The organism is Clostridium sp. CF012 (genome assembly GCF_018861755.1).
Taxonomy (GTDB): Bacteria; Bacillota; Clostridia; order Clostridiales; family Clostridiaceae; genus Clostridium_AD.
Genome location: NZ_JAHLEF010000009.1, coordinates 157,029 through 174,986, shown reverse-complemented (window position 1 = coordinate 174,986; position 17,958 = coordinate 157,029). Strand labels below are relative to the sequence as shown.

The following is a 17,958-nucleotide window of genomic DNA, read 5'->3' as shown; positions in this document are numbered from 1 at the left end:
ATTCTCTTTAGGTATAATTAATGAATATAAATTATGGTATTTGTTAACTTCTATTTTTAACTGTCCTTTTAGCATAATAATCTCTCTCCTTTAATTTTATCCTACTATACACATCCTACTATACATATTCGACATAAACATCAAAAATCCTTTTTGAATTAAAAAATTGCTCAAAAAAAACGTCATCTCAAAATTGATGACGTTTCTTATAGTTTTTCAGTGGCCTCCTCTTAGAGATAGCACTTTTTATTTTAAATTACTTAAGCTTAATAGGATTTCCTCAGCAGTTTATTTTAAAACATATCCAGCTAATACACTTTGCAATTCATATATATTTAAATTTTTATTAAACTGCTTTTGTATTGGCTGCGGGGTACCAGATATCCATATTTTAAGCTCTGCATCTAAATCAAAGTTTCCCGCTGTTTCAATGCTAAAGTGGGTAATACTTTTATAAGGGATGGAGTGGTAGTCTACTTTTTTACCGGTAATACCTTGTTTGTCTACTAATATAAGTCTTTTATTTGTAAAAATAAACATATCTCTAATTAACTTATATGCTTTTTCTATACTTTCTGTAGGTGCCAAAACATTCTTATACTCCTTTTGAACTTGATCAATATCAACCTCAGAAGCATTGCCCATTAATCCATCTAAAAATCCCATGAAATCATCCTCCTAATAAATATACTTTTAAACTTATACATTCTACATAAGTACTATAATTCCTCTAATATATGACGATTGATGACATTTATATAATAAAACATACACTATGTAAAACCCAATTCCTTTATTTATAATAAAATTGTCAGTTCTTTTGGCATATATACACTCCCGTAATAATAAGAAGTGCAGTAAAAATTTTTACTGCTGATATACTTTCTTTTAATATGGTTACTGAAAGCATAATAGAAAAAATAGGTACTAAATTAATAAAGATTGAGGTTTTGCTTGGACCAATTTGTTTGATGGAGATTTGCTGAACTAAATATCCTATAACAGATGCGAATATACTCATATATACCACGGCTAAAAATGAGTAGTAGGGAACTTGACTGATAAAGGTCCAAGGCCTTTCGTATATAACAAAAGGGATTAAGAACACGCTGCAAAATAAAAAACTATAAAAGGTTAGTATTAGGGGTGAAAATCTATGCAAAACTACCTTACTAAAAATAGAGTAGGCAGCCCACAAACAAACAGCTATAAGCATTAATAAATCACCTTTGTTTATGGATAGGGTTTGCATTGTGGATGGATTTGCATTCGTTATAGTTAAAAAAACACCTGCAAATGATAGAGTTATTCCAATAGCTCTTTTGAAGGTTATTTTATCCTTCAAAAATATAACACATAAAATTGTTGTTATTATGGGATTTGTGGCTCCTATTAGTGAAGAGTTTATTGCAGTAGTATATTTCAAGGCTGTAAAAAAGAAAGTAAATATATCTTTCTATTTGACAAAATATCAACTCCTTATTATGAGGATATATTCAGCTAATATTTTAAGCAAGCTATATGTTTCCTTAAAAAAATTACACCTTCTAATACTTCATATATTATATTGTTAATGTTACTACCTTTTAACCTATTTTGACAGATAATTATAAACGGAAGGAATGCATGGTCAAAATCAGAAGGGTAATTTACATATATTGTGATAAATATTTGAAAACTATATAAGTATTCTGTATAAGTATTCTGTATAATTAAAAAAGGACACAGTTATTGTGTTTATAGTTTATGTATTATAAAGATAGGGGGCCTTGGATTGTTTAAAAAATTTACTCTAATTCTAATGTTAATATTGATTATACCAATTATGTCTGGTTGCAATATAATTAAGAAGGTTAATAATCAAAATGCAAATAATACTCCAGCACATCAAGAGAAAGTAAAAGATAATGATACGCAAGATTTAGAAGTGATAGAGGAGCCTCAAAAAATAGATCCAATCATAGAGCGAATAGGTGAAATGACTATAGATGAGAAGATAGGACAAATGCTTGTAGTAGGAATTGAGGGCTATGCTTTAAATGAAAATACTAAAAGTCTCCTCCAAAAATCTAAGGTAGGAGGCGTAATATTATTCTCAAATAATGTTCAAGATACAAGCCAGCTACTTAATCTGCTAAATTCTTTAAAAAGTACAAACCTACAAAATAAAATACCCCTATTTTTATCTGTTGATGAAGAGGGTGGTAGAGTAACAAGAATGCCTGCGGAGTTTAAAAAATTTCCAACGAATAAAGCAATAGGAAAAATAAATGATGAGACACTATCCAATAAGATAGGAGCTGTAATAGCCAATGAGATAAGCTCCTTTGGCTTTAATATGGACTTTGCACCGGTTCTTGATGTTAACAGTAATCCCAAAAATCCAGTTATAGGGGACAGGTCTTTTGGATCAGATGTAAATATCGTAAGTAACTTAGGGATTCAAACTATGAAGGGAATTCAATCGCAAAATATTATACCTGTAGTGAAACATTTTCCAGGACATGGTGACACCTCGGTAGATTCTCATATGGGATTACCCTCTGTAAATAATGATTTAAAAAGGTTAAAGAGCTTTGAGCTAATACCTTTTGAACAGGCAATAAAAAATAATGCGGATGCAGTAATGATTGCGCATATACTTTTGCCTAAGATAGATAGTGAAAATCCATCTTCCTTGTCAAAAATAATTATTACAGATATCTTAAGAAGTAATCTTAAGTTTAAGGGTGTTATAATCACTGATGACATGACTATGGGCGCAATAGTGAAAAATTATAATATTGGAGAAGCAGCAGTAAAATCAGTAAAGGCAGGAACTGATATAGTGCTTGTGTGCCACGGATATGATAATGAAGTTGAAGTAATTAACGCACTGAAAAATTCACTATTAAAGGGAGAGGTATCTGAGAGTCGGATAGATGAAAGTGTATACAGAATACTGAGCCTTAAACAAAAATATAAATTAAAAGATGAGATAATAAAGTCCGTGAATGTTGAGGGTATAAATAATAAAATCAATGAAGTACTAAAAAGTAATTTTTAAAAAGTTATAGAAAGATATCAAAAATAAAAATAAGGATATCGTTAATTTGGTATCCTTATTTTAAATGTATTAAGTAAAAATTAATATTTTTATCTCCCCAGCCTAAGTCCCAAGGAACATGATATCTATCAATGGTGTGTGTGTTAACAAGAGGGTATCCATGAGAATCAAAGCCTGTAACTATAGCAAAATGATCTATATCACTACCTTTGGCATAACAAATAAGATCACCAATATCCAATTTTTGTACTGCTCCACATGGATAACCAGGAAGGGGAGAAATTAATTGCTTAAATGTTCCTTTTCCTAGTAGCTTTCCTCTTCCACTATAAATTAAATAATTTTTAAAAGCGTCAGCATTAACCCATGCTGAGCTTCCTGCAGAGCCTTGGTAATGCCAAGCACTATCAAATCTCAATCCTCCACCTTCGATATCCCCTATTGATTGAGATACGTAATTAGTGCAATTTCCTCCATTGCCGGTATAGTTCGTGTACTTTTTATTGTATTTTGTTAAGCTCCCAGTGGCCCAAGGCACTCCACAGTATTTATCCGCATATTTAACAGCTTTTATTTTATTATAAGAACCTTTGGCCACAGTCTTTTCCTCAGAAATTATTTTAGGACAATTACCTAGGGTATAAATAGGCTCTTTGTTATTATCAAGCTTCATGTCTTTTAATTTCCCTGAATAAGATTTTAGGGCATCTTCAAAGCAATCTAAATACCAATCAGAATAAATTATCCATTTCTCACCATTCTTCATAAGTTCCATTGAATGCATTAATCCTACGCCAAAAATATTTGTAGTAGGTGTTATATCATTTTTGTAGGTATACTCAAATTTATAATACTCATCCACCAATAATCGGATACCTCTTTGGGTTTTAGTTATTTTTCTAACGTTGGGGGTAGATTCAACTTTTATAAAATTCATACCTCTTTGACTTGACCAATCGTTAAAATAATTAAATCGTTGCACTTCATGCTCTAAACTCCACTTCCCAAGCTTTTGAGATGCATCATAATAACTAGGAAGATTGGTAAGATCTTTAGTAATAAACATGGAACAACGATCGTTATAAATATTTTCTAGCACTTTTGTAATTTCAGTTTTATCGGGAGGGATTAAAGCCATTGTAGAAATAGCTATTTCTTTATTAGTGTAGAAATTATCCGATTTATAGAAAAGTAAACATAGTAGCAAAGTAAAAGATAAAATAATAATAGGCATACATTTTTTGTGAATAGAAATCCTCATAGATTTATACACCTCCGAGTTATGTAATTAATAAAAATAAGCACTAATTTAGTATTCCATATTAATAAGATTTCTTGCAAAAATAATTTATGAGTTATTTTGAAATCTTGGAAAGTTATTCATCAAAATGAATTTTACTAATATACTTAATAAGAAAATCAATTTTTGTGAGGTAGCTTATGTATGGTAAATAAAAATACAACCAATGAAGTTCTCAATACCTCATTACCTGTAGTTGCGGAAATAACAATATATACCTTAATGTCTATTTTCGATTTAATGATGATTGGGAAATATGGTGGGAATATAGCAGTAAGTGCTGTGGGTATAAGTAATAGTTTGACAAATGCATTTATAGGCATATTTATTTCGGGGGGAGTTTGTATAAGTATTGTTTCACTAGTTTCAAGACTAGTGGGTGCAAGACAGTATAAGAGTGCGGAGAAATTCGCTGTCATAGGATATATTTTAGGTGCTAGCATTTGTTTAATCATCACAATTTTATTTTATTATTTTGGAAAACAATTTCTATACATACTTGGAGCTAGGAATGAAGTTTTAAAAATAGGATATTCCTTTATAAAAATTAATTCCATTGCTTTATTCTTTTGTATGAATATGAGACTTTTAAATTCTATTTTAATAGGATATGGAAACACTTTTATACCATTCATATGTTCTTTAATTGTATTTTTTATAAAAATAGTTTTTAATTATTCATTGATTTTTGGCATTGTGTTTAAGTCTAGGGGAATAGAAGGATCTGCTATAGCCTCTACAATTGCTTATTTATGTGGTTTTGTTTTTTCTTTTTACTACACTGCTTCTAAGGCTAAAATTACGTTTAGACACTTTTTTATCGTAAGCATTTCTTTTAAAGATATTAAAAAAATAATAAAATTAGCTATTCCCTGCTCAATGGAAGAAGCCGCCTTCAACATTAGTAAATTAATATGTGTTGCTATTATAATTAAATCTGGAAGTGCCTCCTTTGCAGCTGATGAAATAGCTAATATGATAGAAGGAATTTCAGTTATGCCTGGTATCGGATTTGGCATTGCAGTTATTACACTCGTAGGGCTTAATACTGGGAAAAAAGATTATAAAAAAGCAAAAGGAGTTGCTATTAAATGTGCTTTTTATGCAGTATTTATGATGAGTATATTTGCAATAATATTCTTATTTATGCCAGACCTTCTGGTGAATTTTTTTGTGGGTGAAAATGAAAAAAAAGTTGCTTATTTAGCGGGTAGATGCCTTGCTATTGGAGCAGTAGAGCAACCATTTATAGGTATATCTCTAGTCTTTGCTGGTGCATTAAAGGGGTTAGGAGATGTTAAGACTCCCTTTTTTATTTCTTGCTTTACAAGCTGGATTATAAGATTGCCATTAACATATTATTTTATACAGATTTTAAAGTACCCAGTTACAGCGGTATGGTGGATTACTGCATTGCAATGGTCGATAGATGCTTTGCTTATGGTTATCTTTTTTTATTGCAAATTTAATAAATTTACGAAAATTCAACAAGGCATTTGTTAATTCCTTATGATCTAATATATGGCTTTGAATGTCTATTCCATTAGATTGAATTTCTTTAAGCTGATTTGAAGTCAAATAGACACTTTTATCTGTGGTTTTGGGAATAATTACATATGAAAATTTAGACTATAGTAATTAGTATGTCAAATCTATTATTTTTCGGATACATTGCATTAATTTCCACTTATTTTATAGGATATTTTAGATAATAATAAATAATAAATATTAAGTTTGTACATCTCTAAAATTAATAATGTATGTTTAATTGAACTTAAGAAGGAGAAAGTATGAGAAAGAAAAGTTTAACTAGGATTATTGCTTTATCACTTGTGGTGTTTTTTATATTTATTAATTATAGTATATTAGGTAGCCCAAAAGTATTAGCAGCTGATATACCAAGTAAAGAGGTGGAAAAAGTAATATATTTAACCTTTGATGATGGACCCAGTGTCCTAACAAATAAAGTTTTAGATATACTTAAAGAAAATGATGTAAAGGCTACTTTTTTCATTATAGGGAACCAAATTAAAGGTCAAGAAGCTGTAGTAAAAAGAATGTATAATGAAGGCCATAGTATTGGACTACATACTTATACCCATAAATATAAGAACATATATCCTAGTAGAAGAGGATTTATAAATGAAATGTTAAAAACTCAAAATGAAATTAATACTCTTATAGGAATTAAACCAACAATAATAAGATTTCCTTTTGGTAGTAGAAAACATTTAACTGCGGATTTTTTAGAAGAACTTCATAGCTATAAATTTAAAGTGTATGATTGGAATGCTAATATGTCTGATGGAATTAAAGCAAAAACTCCTATAGATCAGCTGTTTAGAGAAGCTACAAAAACTACCATTACAGAGCACCCAATAATACTTCTTATGCATTGCGACTATATGCATAAAAATACCTGTGTGGCCCTTCCTAGAGTAATAAAATTCTATAAAGATAATGGATATGAATTTAAGCTTATTAACGATGGAACGCCTGAGAATTACTATCCTATTAAAAAGTAATAAATAAAATTACAATATCAAACAGAAAAGACTAATTGCAAAATCTACAATTAGCCTTTTCTATTTTATGAAAATAAATAACAAATAAGTATTTTTATTTACAAAATCCAAGCATTAATTATATCGCTCCAAGTCATCAATTAGATTAGTTTTAGTTCTAATCATACTAGATAGTATTATATATGTTTTTGAATTTGTATCATTGGAATTTTTAACCAATCTTCCTTGAATGTCAAGAAAAAGAGCCAGTATTTCCTTTTCAAAATTTAGAGAAAAGCTTAGAAATTCTTTAGGTGTTGTAGCGTTAGTAGTATATACTCTTGAATTAAATTGACTTATTAAAAAAGAAATCTTATCATATATTGAAAAATCAATTTTCTTAACTTCATCATCATTTACTTCTTGTTTTAGCCTTTCATAATAAACAAATGTTTTGTCAACGTTGTCAGAAAAAACCTTAGATATTATCCTTACAGCAGGTGGAAGATTGTTCTGCTTACTAATTTCTGAGTAAAGGTCTTTTCGCTTAGTTGCAATAGCTGTAGCCTTATCTATAATGTCAATAATACTGTATCCCAAAACAAATTCATCTCCTCTTGTGACTCTGTGGTAGATATCAATTATATTCCTAAAAGTTATAAAACTCAAACAATACATGATAGGGTATTAATGAATATTTATCTACAAAATTTATAACCGTTGATAATATTAATTAAATCCCTAAGAATAGATGCAGCGGCTGGGGTGACACCCGAAGCACCTCCTAGAACTGTTAAATCACCAAGGGTATCAGAAGTAAATCTTACTGCTTTATTCTTGCCATCTACCTTATATAAAGCATGGCTAGGTTCAAGTTTTTCAAGTTTTACTGTCATTATTAGTTCATTATTGATTTTGCAAGCGCTTCCCATAAGCTTATATTTTTTATTTTCGAGTTTGGCATTCTTTATATCTTGAGGGGTAATATTAGTAATGCCTTCTATGGTAATATCATTTAATGTTTTATTTTCATGCATTAGCACATTAGTAAGGATAAGTAGTTTAGATGCTGTATCAAACCCTTCCACATCTAATATAGGGTCAGTTTCTGCAATACCTAATGCTTGTGCTTTTTTAAGAGCGACTCTGTAGGTTAAAGCATTATCTTCCATTTCTTTTAGAATGTAATTCGTTGTACCATTTAAAATACCTTCAATAGAAAGAATTTCTGAACCAGCCAAATCAAACATACCAGCGTTTATAGCGGGAAGTGCTCCACCTGTAGTGCAGCCGATGGCTAATTGCACATTATTCTTCACTGCTATTTCACGCAATTCATTATAGGCCAATAGAATGGGTCCCTTATTTGCCGTGATTACATGAATACCACTTTCCAAAGCTTCTTTAATATGAATCATTCCGGCTCCACCAGTTTCCTTATTAGTTGGAGTAAGTTCTATTAGAACATCAACGTCATTATTCTCAAGTAGTTTATTAAAATTAAGATCAAAGCTACCGCCTTTAGGGTAATTGATTATTTTTTTTTCATTCTTAGAAAAATCTATGAGGTCTTCACAATTTATTCCCTCTGGATCATAAATTCCACCACTAGAGTTTAAAATATAATTTATTTGAAAATTATATCCAACCCTACGTAATTCATCTTTTTTATTTTCAATTAAAGCTATGAAGGCTTTTCCTAGTCCACCAAATCCAATTATTGCAATTCTCATAAAATTTACTCTCCCTATAATTTTTTATACAATCAAAGTTTGATAGTTATATTAAACCATAGCAGTAATGAATCATCAAGAAAGTTCTAATACAGAATTGTAGTTATTATTTTTGTTAAATAGAGTTTCAGGCAAGGAGTTGAAAAGAATCCTCTATGTTTTAAATCTATTGTAGTTTACGAAGAAAAGACTTGCAAAATATACAAATTATGCTATAATTTATTAAAACATGAGAGTGTATCTAGGGTTCCGGTTTAAAAAATGTCTGGTCCGAGCGATACAGGATGATTTCTACACTTTTAGGAGAAAAGCCTGAAGGACGAGTCTCAATTTTGAGATTTGTTTTTGAGGCTTTATTTTTTTTGGAAAAGGGGGATGTTTACAATGAGCATAATAAAAGTGGATAATCTTTGTAAAACTTTTAAAGTTAAAACAAAGGAAGAGGGACTACGGGGGAGCGTTAAGTCAATTTTTTCACCCAGCTATCGAGAAATTAAGGCCGTGAATAATATTTCTTTTGAAGTAGAAAAGGGCGAAATATTAGCCTTCATAGGACCAAATGGAGCAGGTAAATCAACTACCATAAAAATGATGACAGGTATATTATATCCATCCTCAGGAAATATTGAAGTTTTAGGGATGAACCCATCTACTGAAAGAAAACAATTGTCTTATAAAATAGGTACAGTTTTTGGACAGAAATCACAGCTTTGGTTTCATTTACCACCACTCGATAGCTTTCATTTACTGGGAAATATTTATGAAATGGATAAAGGAAAGCTTCAAAGGAGAATAGAGCTGTTAAAGGAGATCTTTGAAATAGGTGACTTAATGGATATTCCCGTTAGAAAACTTTCTTTAGGTCAGAGAATACGCTGCGAGATTGCAGCATCTATTCTGCATGAACCTGAGATTATTTTTTTAGATGAGCCCACCATAGGCCTGGATGTGGTTGTAAAACAGAAGATTCGAGAACTTATATTGCAGCTTAACAAGGAAGAAAAGACCACTATATTCTTAACCTCCCATGATTCCGGTGATATAGAACAATTATGCAAAAGGGCAATCATTATAAATCATGGGGAGGTGGTGCTAAACGAAACAATTAAGAGTCTTAAGCATGACTATTTAAATAAGAAGATAATACAGATTAAATACAATGAAATAGTGAGTCTTGACAATTATGATCTAAATATTGTTAAAAATAAGGGAAATGCCATAAAGGTTCAAGTTGACACATCAAAACAAGATATAGAACAGGTACTAACTAACCTAATAAAATGCGGAAAAGTGAATGACATAACAATATCAGAGCCACCTTTGGAGGAAATAATATCACACATTTATAAGCAGAGTAAGGAGGGTGATACGCATGAAGGCACTTCACAAGTATGGGCAAATCTCTAAAATAACCATGTCTAATAGCTTGGTGTATTTTTGGAATTTTCTTAGTAAAAATATTTTTTTTGTATTCATAATGTTTATATATTTGATGCTTTGGAAAAATATATATGCACAAAAGGGGAGTACAATTGCTGGGTTAACCTTAAATGCAATGATTTGGTACTTAATAGTTACGGAGCTTGTTACTCTTTCAAGAACAGATATACATGTACAAGTAAATGAAGATGTGAAAAGTGGTAATATAGCTTACTTATTGAACAAGCCTTATAACTATGTTATGTATTGCTTTTCCTACTTTGTAGGTGAAGTTGGCATAAAACTTTTAACCAATGGGATAGTTGGGCTTTCTATAGGTTTCATATATGCTGGGACCTTGGAAAACTTTAACGCAACTCACCTCCCTTTTATATTTCTATCATTAATTGTAGGCTGCTGTATTAATTTTTTTATTTATATAACGCTAGCATTAACCTCCTTTTGGTTTGAGGACAATACTGCTTTCTTTTGGATTTATTCAAAGCTGATATTTACCTTAGGAGGCATGCTTATGCCTATAGAACTTTTCCCGGATTGGCTCCAAAAGATATCAAAGTATCTACCCTTTGCTTATGTAACCTACGTACCAGCAAGGCTTGCAGTAGATTTTTCTTTTGTGAATTTTTATAAACAATTTTCAATTCAACTATTATATTTAGGAATGTTTTTTACTTTAGCTATGACATTATACAAGAAGGGGGCAAAGAATTTAAATGTTAATGGAGGTTAAAAAGAGTTTAAGGCTTATGGGTTACTATTTTAAATTTAATATATCTTCAGTTATGGAATATAGGATGAGCTTTCTTGTACAATGCTTTGGTATGATACTAAATAATTCAGCTTTTATATTCTTTTGGTGGATATTGTTTAAAAATGTAAACACCATTGGTGGATATGGTTTTAAGGATGAAATGATGCTGTGGGCTTTAATGTCCACCAGTTTTGGTCTTTGTTTTGTGGTCTTTGGCAACGTAAATCAAATCACAAGAATGATATTAAATGGTGAACTAGATAGCTATTTACTACAGCCTAAAGACCCTCTTATTAATATACTATGCTCTAAAACCATAGTATCTGCATGGGGTGATACCTTATATGGAGTGATTTTATTTTTTATAATCAAAGGTTTTCATGTTAGAAGTTTCTTATTATTTTTATTGTTTTGTATTACAGGTGCTTTAATATTAGCTTCAGTACTCGTGACATTTCATGCTTTAAGCTTTTATTCAGGTAACACAGAGGGTTTAGCACAGCTTGCAACAGAATTTTTCATAAGCTTTAGTATTTATCCAGAAGGCATATTTAATAATGCAGTAAAATATATACTTTATACTGTTATACCAGTAGCATTTGTGGTGTATATACCCGCAAAGGTGATAAATGACTTTTCTCTTGTTATGCTTCTAGAAGTTTTAGGAGTAGCATTAATATGGCTAGTAATAGCTTATACTATTTTCTACAAAGGTCTTAAAAAATATGAATCTGGGAATTTAATAACAAATAAATTATAGTGCCACCCACGTGGCAAGTGCAAAGTCTGAAATTAACATACAATTATAGATTATATAAATTCAATGAGGTGATTAGATGATAAATAAAAAATCAATTAAAGCAGTTAATGAAAGCAAATATAAGGAGTTTACTGTACCTTTATATGATAGTTACTGTTTTTCTAATATTTTTGGAAGCATAAAATACTTATTTGATATTCCTTCAGATAAAAGATTACCTAAGGATACTCTAGGAAGTTCACAGGGTTCTCCTAATAAGATAGTTTTCTTTCTTGTGGATGCTTTTGGGTGGTGTTTTTATGAGAAATACAAGAAGTCTTCCAGTTTCTTACGTGAAATAGAAGAAGGCGGGATTGTTTCAAAGTTAACTTCACAGTTTCCATCTACTACAACAGCTCATGTAACCACGGCTTTAAGTGGAGAAACCGTATATGAACACGGTCTCTATGAATGGTTCTATTATGAGCCAGAGGCCGATGATATCATAACTGCCTTCTTATTTAAAGAAGCAAGAAAAAAGGGTATAGAAACTTTAAAGAATAGAAATATAGAGCCTAAAAGCTTCTTACCTGAAAAAAGCTTTTTTAATGATTTGTTAGAAAATGGAGTTAAAAGCACTGTTTATCAGCCAAGCTTTATAAATGATAGTACCTACTCGAGTGTAATGTGCAAAGATGCAACAGTGAAAGGGTATCATGAATATGAAGATTTATTTGAATCGCTATCAGTGGATTTAACAAAAAATAATGACAAAGAGTATTATTATGTTTATTTACCTGAAATAGATGCTATTGCTCATGAAAAAGGAAATACTTCAAAAGAATTTGTGGAAGCCATGGAGAAATTATTAAAACAAATGGATAAATTCTATGAAAATGGCAAAGAGAGTTTTATAAGTACTGCAGTTATGATTTCGGCAGATCATGGGCAAGTAGATACAGATTTAAGTACAAAGTACTATTTAAATAAAATAATACCTAATATAGATATATATTTAAAAAAGAATAAAAACAACGATTTAATTACACCAGCAGGTTTTTGTAGAGATTTGTTTCTTCATGTTAAGGAAGAACATTTATTTACAGTTAAAAAAATAGTAGAAAAAGAATTAAAGGATTTAGTTTACGTATACACTTTTGAGGAATTGAAGGAAAAAGGTTTTTTCGGACATCCAAGCCAGAGAATGATAGAAAGATGTGGAAACCTTATTTTATTACCCAAAGGCAATAATCATATTTGGTGGTATGAAAAGGATGTTTTTGAACTTTCATTTATAGGAGTTCATGGGGGAGCAAGTAAAAATGAGATGGAGATACCACTGTTATTTTATAGATTTTAGCAGTCACGTTCACTGGTTATTTTATGATAGAATGCTAAAAGTTACTTGATTAATGTACTTATAGTATGGTAGAATAGCTTTGTAAAATTGAATATGTAAAAATAGGTTTAATAGGTATTTAATATCTGTTAATTAAAAGGGAAGTGGGTTTGAATCCCACGCGGTCCCGCCGCTGTAATAGAGGAGTTCTTGCATTATGTCACTGGGAAACCGGGAAGGCTGCAGGAATCTTGATACTTAAGCCAGAAGACCTGCCTATTTTAGTATGCTTAAAACTCTACGAGCGATAGGGGTGGTAAATGTTTGGAAAATATTTTTTTGAATTGACAGCCTTTTAACTATTGTTAAAAGGCTATTATTTTTTTTGCGAAAAAGAATTTACTTTATAGGAGGTAAAAATGAAGATAGCTATTGGAGTATGTGAAAAAATAAATGGAATATGTACAACCATGGGATGTTTTAAAGCTTTAAACAATAAAGAGAAACATTTCAGTATGTATGGAAATGAAAAATTAGAGCTTATGTCCTTTTTCACCTGTGATGCTTGCTCAAATAATTCTGCTGAAAATTTGATAAATATTGCTGGAAAATTAGAGAAGGAAGGGGTTAAAAGGCTTCACCTTGGTGTTTGTATTGTTAAATGCGAAACGCAAAGAACTAAGGAAATAAAGGAGATATTTGAGAAATATCATATAGAAGTAGTAGAAGGTACTCATTAAAGCATCATCTGCGGTGATGTAATATTAATAAATATAAGAGATACGCAAAGGAGAGAAAATTTAAATGAAAAAGATAATAAGTATGATTTTAGCAGGGTTTATGGTATTTGGAGCAACTGGATGTGGCAATAAAGGTGAAGCAATCGCAGCTAAAACAGAAACTAAAGTGGGAAATAGTAACAAACAGTCCTCACATTATCCTGTTACAATTACAACATATAATTATGCTAAGCAGCCTGTTACAATTACTTTTAAAAAATCACCAGAGAAGGTTGTTGCAGTATATCAAAATTCAATAGAGACGTTACTGGCATTAGGATTGCAGGATAAAATAATTGCAGCATCCGGCTTAGATCATGACGTTAAAGATGAATATAAAAGTGCTTTTAGCAAAGTAAAGTATTATGAAAAAAAACTAATAAAAGAAGAGGTTATTGGATTGCAACCTGATTTCATATTGGGCTGGTATTCTCTATTTGGTGAAAAAAATCTTGGGGATGTAGGGTTTTGGCATGAAAGAGGTGTAAATACATATATGGCGCAAAATAGTAGTGTTGTTAAACCAGATAGTTTGCAAAATGAATATGATGATATTTTAAACATGGGTAAAATTTTCAATGTAGAAGATAAAGCAAGTGAGATAGTTAACAATATGAAAAAGGAAATTGAAAAAACAAAGGCTTTGGTTAAAGGAAAACAAGCTGTTAAAGCAGTGATTTTGGAAGTGGAAAAAGACGGCGTATATAGAATTTATGGAGAAGATAGTATTGGTGGCGATATTGCAAAAGGCGTTGGAGCAAATTTAGTAGCAAATAAAGATGGTAAAATAGGAAATGAAGATTTGATAAAGCTTAATCCTGAGGTAATTTTCACTGTTTATTACGGCAAAGAAATTGATAAAGAAGCTGCATTAAAAAGCATTATGAACAATGCTGGACTTTCAAGCATTTCAGCAATAAAGTCAAAACGGGTTCATCCTATAATGCTAGGTGAAGTTTATGCTAGTGGTATTAGAACCTTAGATGGTATAAAAACAATTTCTAAAGGATTATATCCTGAATTATATGGAAACAAGTAAAAATGAAAAGAATTTATAAAAGTAATACGCAAAGTGCTTTACTCAATGGAACACCTATTTATATAGGTGTTTCCGTTGTGCTTGTAATTATCTTGATTTTTTCTATTTTAATAACTGTAACAATGGGTTCTGTCCATATTTCTATAAAAGATGTATATGAAATCATAGGGTACAAGCTACTTAATATTGGTGATGGGAAGATTTTAGGAAGTGGGCCTGCTTACGATATTGTTTGGTTTATAAGGCTTCCAAGAATTGTTTTAGCAGTTTCTGTAGGCATAGGTCTTTCAGTATCCGGAGTCATCATGCAGGCAATTGTGAAAAACCCCTTAGCAGATCCATATATATTAGGAATTTCTTCAGGAGCATCCCTAGGGGCTACCTTAGCTATTTTGCTTGGTGTTGGCGTTTTCTTTGGTAGCAATTATGTAGGCATCTGTGCTTTTCTAGGAGCATTTGCAATATCAATACTTGTATTAACCCTTGCAAATGTAAATGGAAGAGCTAATTCAACAAAGCTTTTGCTGGCAGGTATGGCATTAAGTAGTGTTTGCTCAGCATTTTCAAGCTTTATTGTATACCTTGCTAATGATAAAGAGGGTATGCAGAGTATAACATATTGGCTTATGGGAAGCCTTGCAGGTGCAAACTGGCAAAATATAAGAATAATTCTTCCTGTTGTAATAGTAGCTACATTATTTTTTATTACTCAATATAGAACTCTTAATTTGATGCTACTTGGTGATGAAGTTTCTATAACTTTAGGTACAGACCTTCAAAAATATAGACAATTTTATCTCATAATCACATCAGTTGTAATTGGATTCATAGTATACGCATCAGGAATTATTGGATTTGTGGGACTTATCATCCCTCATCTTGTACGAATGATGTTTGGAACAGATCACAAAAAAATCATTCTACTATCAGCATTAGTAGGAGCTATATTTTTGGTTTGGGCAGATGTTTTATCTAGAATTATAATACCAGGAAGTGAACTTCCAATAGGAATATTGATTTCTATGATAGGTGCTCCAAGCTTTATATATCTTATGGTAAGTAAATCCTATGGATTTGGAGGGGATGCTTAATGGAGCTAAAGACAATAGACGTAGAAGCTTATTTAGGTGGAAATCATATTTTGAAAGGCTTAAGTATTCATGCAAAGGAAAAAGAATTTGTAGGAATTATAGGACCGAATGGCAGTGGTAAAAGTACGCTTTTAAAATGTGTGTACCGAATCTTGCAGCCGTCTACAGGAGCCGTATTTTTAGATGATAAAAATATTAATGGTTTTTCTATGAAAGAAAGTGCAAGAAAAATGGCTGTGGTGTCTCAACATAATAATTATAATTTTGATTTCACTGTTTCGGATATGGTTCTAATGGGCAGAGCACCACATAAAAAATTTATTGAAAAAGATAATGCACAGGACTATAAAATCATGGAGGAGTCATTAGAAAAAGTGGGTATGACGGATTATGCTAAACGAAGCTTTTCAAGCCTATCAGGGGGAGAAAAGCAAAGAATAATTCTTGCAAGAGCTTTAGCACAAAAAACGGAATGTCTTATTCTAGATGAACCTACAAATCATCTAGATATAAAGTATCAGCTTCAGTTTATGACTACTATAAAAGAACTGGGTGTTACAGTTATATCTGCTATTCATGATTTAAATATTGCTGCCTTATATTGTGATAAAATTTATGCCATGAAAGCAGGCAAAATTCTTAAGTTTGGAACCCCAAAGGAGGTCCTAACGGAAGAATTAATAAAGTCTTTGTATGAGGTTGATGCTAAAGTTATGGAGGATGAAGAAACTGGTTCTTTAAATATAATTTATAAACCTGTTATGTGAAATAATAGGATGTAAGACATTATGCAGACCAGCAAGATTGATGTAGGCAGAATTGAGTTTAAAAAAGAGAATGTAAATGTAGGAGAGCTTATTAGTAAGGCTACCCAGCATCTGCTAATTCCTATGGAAATCAAAGAACAAATCCTTGAAATTAGCGGTGATGAGCATACTAAATCTATTCCGAGTAATAGTAATTTATGGTACAAAATGGTATGATATTACGGAGATGTAAGTGGTATTGGTAGATTAATGTGGTGCAAAGGTTATTTATATAATGTACAGGAGGAAATATCAATGTTAAAAAACAAATTATAAATTGTGACATTTATGTTGAGTTTTATTTCGTTAATTATTTCGCTTAAATTATTTTGGAATGCTGGGATTTTTGTGGATGAATACAACATAGCCCGGATATTATTAACGGTGGTGAATTTTGGCTTTCGATGGATTGGTTAAGATTATTGTTATTATTCTTATTATGTATTGTGTCTGGTATAAATATATTCAAAAATCACACAAAATGAAATAAAAAGAACAGGGTATTTTAAGGGCTTATTCAGTTTTAATAGTTATGACGCTTAAGTAAAAAAGTGCGAATTAAATTTATATTATTGGTTGTGTAATTTCACAATCAACAATGGAATATACTCACAAAGGAGGGTTTGTATAATGAAATTATTTAATAAATGGAATTTAAAAAAACATTTTATTATGTCGTTAGTATTTTCTTTTTGTATAGGAATTGTAGGTGAGTATCTAATCACCGCAAGCGTATCAACTCAACCTAAAACAACAGCAAATAGTGTAAGCATTTCAGTTATAATGGGGTCTTCAATAGATATGATAATGACAATTAGTATTTTAGTATTTATAATCGTTTTGGTATTATATAAACCTATTAAAAAAGCTATAAATAAATAATTTATTGATATATGGTTTCGGTAGCAATGGAAGCAAAATGGAAATAACAAATATATAAATTCTCAAATTATTATCACTAAAATAATTATTGATATGGGAAAGAGAGGTGTGTTTAAAAAGCATGAACAAAATAATAGATATTTTTATTGGCTTAGGTGTAAGCGCGTTCATACTAATAATATGGGTATATAAAATGGCAGTTACAAGTGATATACCTGTTGAAATGTCTTATAAGGATAGTGTCATAATAATGTGTATGTTAGTGTCATTTCTAATAATAAATAGTTTTTATACAAGAAAAACAAAATATATACTACCGAATATGATATTGTTGTTAATACCGTTGTTTCTATGGTTTATGTCTATGCAACAGGCATTAACATATAACTATCACAAATATGATACTTCGGTTAACATTATAGGTTTTTCTATTACTTTGATTTCATTTTTACATCTTATCTATAGGAAAGTAAAAATAAAGGTTAAGGCGTAATATTCTTAAAGTTCGT

19 protein-coding genes and 1 riboswitch are annotated in these 17,958 nt (G+C 30.8%); of the genes, 14 read left to right on the top strand and 5 right to left on the bottom strand.

Features of this window, described 5'->3' with window-relative positions; all coding sequences use genetic code 11:
- Window positions 1-288 precede the first annotated feature (288 nt).
- Together KPL50_RS11290 and KPL50_RS11285 are read right to left on the bottom strand one after the other, a co-directional pair.
- Window positions 289-666 carry a PH domain-containing protein gene (locus KPL50_RS11290; protein WP_216298565.1) on the bottom strand — a complete coding sequence of 126 codons (378 nt, stop codon included), beginning with the start codon at window positions 664-666 and terminating at the stop codon, window positions 289-291.
- 145 nt (window positions 667-811) lie between these two features.
- Window positions 812-1,450, bottom strand: coding sequence for a DMT family transporter (locus tag KPL50_RS11285; protein ID WP_216298574.1), 639 nt, complete (start codon window positions 1,448-1,450; stop codon window positions 812-814).
- Between the two features lie 324 nt (window positions 1,451-1,774).
- On the opposite strand from KPL50_RS11285, the gene nagZ reads away from it, so the two are divergent.
- Window positions 1,775-3,046: a beta-N-acetylhexosaminidase gene (gene nagZ, locus KPL50_RS11280; protein WP_253200572.1), complete on the top strand. Its 1,272-nt coding sequence runs from the start codon at window positions 1,775-1,777 to the stop codon at window positions 3,044-3,046.
- A 55-nt stretch (window positions 3,047-3,101) separates the two neighbouring features.
- Here nagZ and KPL50_RS11275 read toward each other — a convergent pair whose 3' ends face one another.
- Window positions 3,102-4,184: an amidase domain-containing protein gene (locus KPL50_RS11275; protein ID WP_253200571.1), complete on the bottom strand. Its 1,083-nt coding sequence runs from the start codon at window positions 4,182-4,184 to the stop codon at window positions 3,102-3,104.
- Between the two features lie 306 nt (window positions 4,185-4,490).
- Here KPL50_RS11275 and KPL50_RS11270 point away from each other — a divergent pair, with 306 nt between their 5' ends.
- A complete protein-coding gene (locus KPL50_RS11270) occupies window positions 4,491-5,849 on the top strand; it encodes an MATE family efflux transporter (protein WP_216298564.1) in 1,359 nt (452 codons plus the stop codon).
- Between the two features lie 287 nt (window positions 5,850-6,136).
- Entirely contained in the window at window positions 6,137-6,871 is a 735-nt protein-coding gene (locus tag KPL50_RS11265; RefSeq protein WP_216298563.1) for a polysaccharide deacetylase family protein, read from the top strand.
- Window positions 6,872-6,985: 114 nt separating this feature from the next.
- Here KPL50_RS11265 and KPL50_RS11260 read toward each other — a convergent pair whose 3' ends face one another.
- Window positions 6,986-7,450 (bottom strand): hypothetical protein, encoded by a 465-nt coding sequence (locus KPL50_RS11260; protein WP_216298562.1) that lies wholly within the window; start codon window positions 7,448-7,450, stop codon window positions 6,986-6,988.
- A 98-nt stretch (window positions 7,451-7,548) separates the two neighbouring features.
- Window positions 7,549-8,583: a homoserine dehydrogenase gene (locus KPL50_RS11255; RefSeq protein ID WP_216298561.1), complete on the bottom strand. Its 1,035-nt coding sequence runs from the start codon at window positions 8,581-8,583 to the stop codon at window positions 7,549-7,551.
- 384 nt (window positions 8,584-8,967) lie between these two features.
- Here KPL50_RS11255 and KPL50_RS11250 point away from each other — a divergent pair, with 384 nt between their 5' ends.
- The 11 genes from KPL50_RS11250 (at window position 8,968) to KPL50_RS11200 (ending at window position 17,942) form a co-directional block, all read left to right on the top strand.
- Window positions 8,968-9,990: an ATP-binding cassette domain-containing protein gene (locus KPL50_RS11250; RefSeq protein ID WP_216298560.1), complete on the top strand. Its 1,023-nt coding sequence runs from the start codon at window positions 8,968-8,970 to the stop codon at window positions 9,988-9,990.
- Window positions 9,956-10,753 carry an ABC-2 family transporter protein gene (locus KPL50_RS11245; RefSeq protein ID WP_216298559.1) on the top strand — a complete coding sequence of 266 codons (798 nt, stop codon included), beginning with the start codon at window positions 9,956-9,958 and terminating at the stop codon, window positions 10,751-10,753. Before KPL50_RS11250 ends, KPL50_RS11245 begins: the two co-directional genes overlap by 35 nt.
- Window positions 10,737-11,534: an ABC transporter permease gene (locus KPL50_RS11240; RefSeq protein ID WP_216298558.1), complete on the top strand. Its 798-nt coding sequence runs from the start codon at window positions 10,737-10,739 to the stop codon at window positions 11,532-11,534. The genes KPL50_RS11245 and KPL50_RS11240 overlap by 17 nt, the downstream gene beginning before the upstream one ends.
- 76 nt (window positions 11,535-11,610) lie before the next feature.
- Window positions 11,611-12,873 carry an alkaline phosphatase family protein gene (locus tag KPL50_RS11235; protein ID WP_216298557.1) on the top strand — a complete coding sequence of 421 codons (1,263 nt, stop codon included), beginning with the start codon at window positions 11,611-11,613 and terminating at the stop codon, window positions 12,871-12,873.
- A gap of 95 nt (window positions 12,874-12,968) precedes the next feature.
- Window positions 12,969-13,147, top strand: a riboswitch (cobalamin riboswitch).
- A gap of 124 nt (window positions 13,148-13,271) precedes the next feature.
- Window positions 13,272-13,592: a CGGC domain-containing protein gene (locus KPL50_RS11230; RefSeq protein ID WP_216298556.1), complete on the top strand. Its 321-nt coding sequence runs from the start codon at window positions 13,272-13,274 to the stop codon at window positions 13,590-13,592.
- 64 nt (window positions 13,593-13,656) lie between these two features.
- Window positions 13,657-14,670 carry an ABC transporter substrate-binding protein gene (locus KPL50_RS11225; protein ID WP_216298555.1) on the top strand — a complete coding sequence of 338 codons (1,014 nt, stop codon included), beginning with the start codon at window positions 13,657-13,659 and terminating at the stop codon, window positions 14,668-14,670.
- 2 nt (window positions 14,671-14,672) lie between these two features.
- Entirely contained in the window at window positions 14,673-15,761 is a 1,089-nt protein-coding gene (locus KPL50_RS11220) for an iron ABC transporter permease (RefSeq protein ID WP_216298554.1), read from the top strand.
- On the top strand, window positions 15,761-16,528 hold the full coding sequence (locus KPL50_RS11215; RefSeq protein WP_216298553.1) for an ABC transporter ATP-binding protein: 768 nt from the start codon (window positions 15,761-15,763) through the stop codon (window positions 16,526-16,528). The genes KPL50_RS11220 and KPL50_RS11215 overlap by 1 nt, the downstream gene beginning before the upstream one ends.
- 21 nt (window positions 16,529-16,549) lie before the next feature.
- Entirely contained in the window at window positions 16,550-16,744 is a 195-nt protein-coding gene (locus tag KPL50_RS11210; protein WP_216298552.1) for a hypothetical protein, read from the top strand.
- Window positions 16,745-17,197: 453 nt separating this feature from the next.
- Window positions 17,198-17,449 carry a hypothetical protein gene (locus KPL50_RS11205; RefSeq protein ID WP_216298551.1) on the top strand — a complete coding sequence of 84 codons (252 nt, stop codon included), beginning with the start codon at window positions 17,198-17,200 and terminating at the stop codon, window positions 17,447-17,449.
- A gap of 121 nt (window positions 17,450-17,570) precedes the next feature.
- Window positions 17,571-17,942: a hypothetical protein gene (locus KPL50_RS11200; protein WP_216298550.1), complete on the top strand. Its 372-nt coding sequence runs from the start codon at window positions 17,571-17,573 to the stop codon at window positions 17,940-17,942.
- Window positions 17,943-17,958 lie beyond the last annotated feature (16 nt).